The organism is Actinoplanes sp. NPDC048791 (assembly GCF_040650095.1).
Classification (GTDB): domain Bacteria; phylum Actinomycetota; class Actinomycetes; order Mycobacteriales; family Micromonosporaceae; genus Actinoplanes.
The window spans coordinates 1-2,808 of sequence record NZ_JBEZGQ010001048.1 but is presented as its reverse complement, the minus strand read 5'-3'; the positions used below and the strand labels follow the sequence as shown (position 1 = coordinate 2,808).

The window sequence follows — 2,808 nt, the reverse complement described above, 5'->3', positions numbered from 1 at the left end:
CGTCGACCGGATCCGGGAGTACGCCTCGGCCGAGCGGCTCGACCGTACCCACGAAGCCGCGCTCCGCCTGCACGACCGGCTGGCTGAGTCGCGCGCCGAGGCCCGAGACAGCGCGCCGCGTCCCGCCCGGCTGGTCCGCACCCTGATCGCCGCCCGGGAGTTGGCCCGCGAGCTGGACATCGCCGAGTCCCTGGGTGTGCTGCCCCGGCCGCGACGCGACCAGCTGGATCAGGAGCTCGGCGGCCTCGCCGGCTGCCTGGGCGTCGGGTTCGAGCAGGTCGCCGCGCCCACCCGCCAGCCGAAATGGCTGGATGTGGCATCCTCGGCGCACGGCCAGGTGAACGTCGCGGGTGCGCGCACCTTCTTCCGTCCCGGGCACGTGGCGGCCACCGATGCCGAAGCCGTGGTGGTCGCGAACGACTGCAAGCTCGAGGCCGTCGACCACTACCACCTGCGCCGGGTGTCGCTCGACTGCGCCGGCCTCTACCGGGACGCCGCCGCGGTCGACTCGTTCGCCGCGATGCTGGCCGAGCCTTCCGAGGAGACCATCCAGGACTTCCGGGACCAGCTGCGCCGGATCGCGGACCCGGCGCCGGAGCCCGGCTCGCAGTCCTATCGGGAGCGGGTCGCGGCGCGGGTCAACACCCATCTCGACCACCCGGACGTCGCGGTGCTCGGCGACGATTCGCACGTGCGCTCGGCGACGCGCTATCACGTCCACGAGACCGTCGTCCCCCTTGCCGACCTGCTGAACGAACGCGAGGATGTGGTGCGGGCGCTGGCCGCGGGGCAGGGCGATGCCGGCCTGGAGCGGCCGATCATGGACGCCCTCGGCAAGGTCGAAGACCTGGCGCTGCTGCGGTACGCCACGGACGGGGACGGGGGAGGCACCACCGTGCGGCGCTCACCAGGCACCCGGCGGGTGGATCTCGCCGCTGCCGTGATGGTCGGTGCCGGCAACACGCTGACCCGCAAGAGCGAGGTTGATGCCGGGCCGGCCGGTGCGGGCAACCTGGCCAGGTTCGACCGGCAGGTTCGCAAGCGCCGGGAGAAAGCCCGCCGGGCGGCCGAGCGGCCCGCTGGGAAGAAGCCGCACTCATGAGGTGGACCGCCCCGATCGGGCTCGCCGTGCTGCTCGCCGGCGCCGGAGTGTTCTTCGCCGTCCAGGATCTCGGCCGGGCCGACCAGTACGCGAGCGTCGGCAGCTTCCTGCTCGCGCTGGCCGTGGCCGGCGGCAGCGTGGCCCTGCACCTGCGCCACCGCGGTGACGCGCCGTCGCCGGAGGTGCCGGTCGGCCAGGCACCAGCGGCCGGGGATCCGCCGACCCACAACACCATCGTGGATGCCGGCGTGGTCTTCGCCGGCCCGGGCGCCCGGGCCGACATCACGATCACCCCCGACGGCCGCCGGTTGCGCCGGAAGAAGTGACCGGCGTGGAACAGGCACGACAGGCGGGAACCGCCCGGGTCCGGATCAGCCTGCCCGGCGAGGAGCTCGCCCGGGCGCTCGGTGACATCTCCGCCCGGGCCGACGTGCTGCGCTGGGACATGACCGGTCCCGCGCCCGCGGCGGACATCGACCTCGTGGTCGTGCCGTACGTGCCGGGCAACGAGCACCTGCGCCGGCTGGCCGGGGTACGGACCCGGCTGGTGCAGGCGCAATATCTGGGCTACGACGGCGTGGCCGAGGCGTTGCCGCCGGGGCATGTCTACGCCAACGCCCGCGGGGTGCACGAGACCTCCACCGCCGAGCTGGCCCTCGCGCTGCTGCTCGCCGCGCAGCGGGGCATCCCCGACTATGTCCGGGCCGCGGGGCCGATCGCGCCCGACTGGTATCCGAGCCTGGCCGACCGGCGGGTGCTGGTGCTCGGGCAGGGCGGGGTCGGGCAGGCGGTCGAGGCCCGGCTGGCGCCGTTCGAGGTTGATCTCGTACGGGTCGCGCGTACCGCCCGCGAGGGTGTGCACGGCATCGCGGAGCTGCCGGAGCTGCTGCCCACGTGCGAGGTGGTCGTCGTCGGGGTGCCGCTGACCGAGGACACCGTGCACCTTGTGGACGCCGCGTTTCTCGCCGCGCTGCCCGACGGTGCGATCGTCGTCAACGTCGCGCGCGGGCGGGTGGCGGACACCGGCGCGATTGTGCGGGAGGCCCGGTCCGGGCGGCTGCGGTTCGCGCTCGACGTCACCGATCCGGAGCCGCTGCCGGTCGGTCATGAGCTGTTCCGGCTGCCCAACGTGCTGATCAGCCCGCACGCCGGGGGCATGTCCAGCGCCATGCTGCCGCGGGTGGCCCGGCTGGTGCGCCGGCAGCTCGACCTGCTGCTGTCCGGGGCCGAGCCGGTCAATGTGGTGCTGCGGTCCTGAGACCGGCCGCCGCCACCCGTACGGAGGCGGGCAGCGGCGGCCGGGGTCGTCAGCGCCAGGTGTCGGTCCAGGTCGCCGTGCACGGTGACGCGGCGGCGGTGGTCCGCGTACGGTTCGGGTCGCTCTCCCAGACCACGGCCGACCCTTCCTTCTTGATGTACTTGTACTCCACCGCGGTGTTGCCCGGCAGCGACACCGTGCCCCGCCAGACCGGGTACGTGGCCGAGGACAGCGCGACCGCGTTGGCCGGGTTCCAGTTGCCCAGCGCCGCCGTGTTGCCGGTGACGAAGACGTTCTGGCCGAACGTGGTGCTGACGGTCGCCGCGAAGGTGGTCGCCGCCGTCGTGCAGCCCGCCGGCGCCGGGCCGGTGCCGCAGCTACGCGAGATGGTTGGCAGGGCGAGGCCGGCGGTGCAGGCGAGCGGAGCGGTGACCTGCCCGCACCCGTT

4 protein-coding genes are annotated in these 2,808 nt (G+C 74.1%); 3 read left to right on the top strand and 1 reads right to left on the bottom strand.

Annotated elements, in window-relative coordinates; all coding sequences use genetic code 11:
• From AB0C29_RS41905 to AB0C29_RS41895, 3 genes are all read left to right on the top strand, one after another.
• Positions 1 to 1,102, top strand: a 1,102-nt coding sequence (locus tag AB0C29_RS41905) for a hypothetical protein (RefSeq protein WP_360832954.1), incomplete at its 5' end; no start/stop codon positions are given.
• Positions 1,099 to 1,428, top strand: a complete 330-nt coding sequence (locus tag AB0C29_RS41900; RefSeq protein ID WP_360832951.1) for a hypothetical protein — start codon at positions 1,099 to 1,101, stop codon at positions 1,426 to 1,428. The genes AB0C29_RS41905 and AB0C29_RS41900, both read left to right, overlap by 4 nt.
• A 5-nt stretch (positions 1,429 to 1,433) precedes the next feature.
• Positions 1,434 to 2,360: a 2-hydroxyacid dehydrogenase gene (locus AB0C29_RS41895; protein ID WP_360832948.1), complete on the top strand. Its 927-nt coding sequence runs from the start codon at positions 1,434 to 1,436 to the stop codon at positions 2,358 to 2,360.
• 49 nt (positions 2,361 to 2,409) lie between these two features.
• On the opposite strand, the gene AB0C29_RS41890 is transcribed toward AB0C29_RS41895, so the two are convergent.
• Positions 2,410 to 2,808, bottom strand: a 399-nt coding sequence (locus AB0C29_RS41890) for a carbohydrate-binding module family 20 domain-containing protein (RefSeq protein ID WP_360832945.1), incomplete at its 5' end; no start/stop codon positions are given.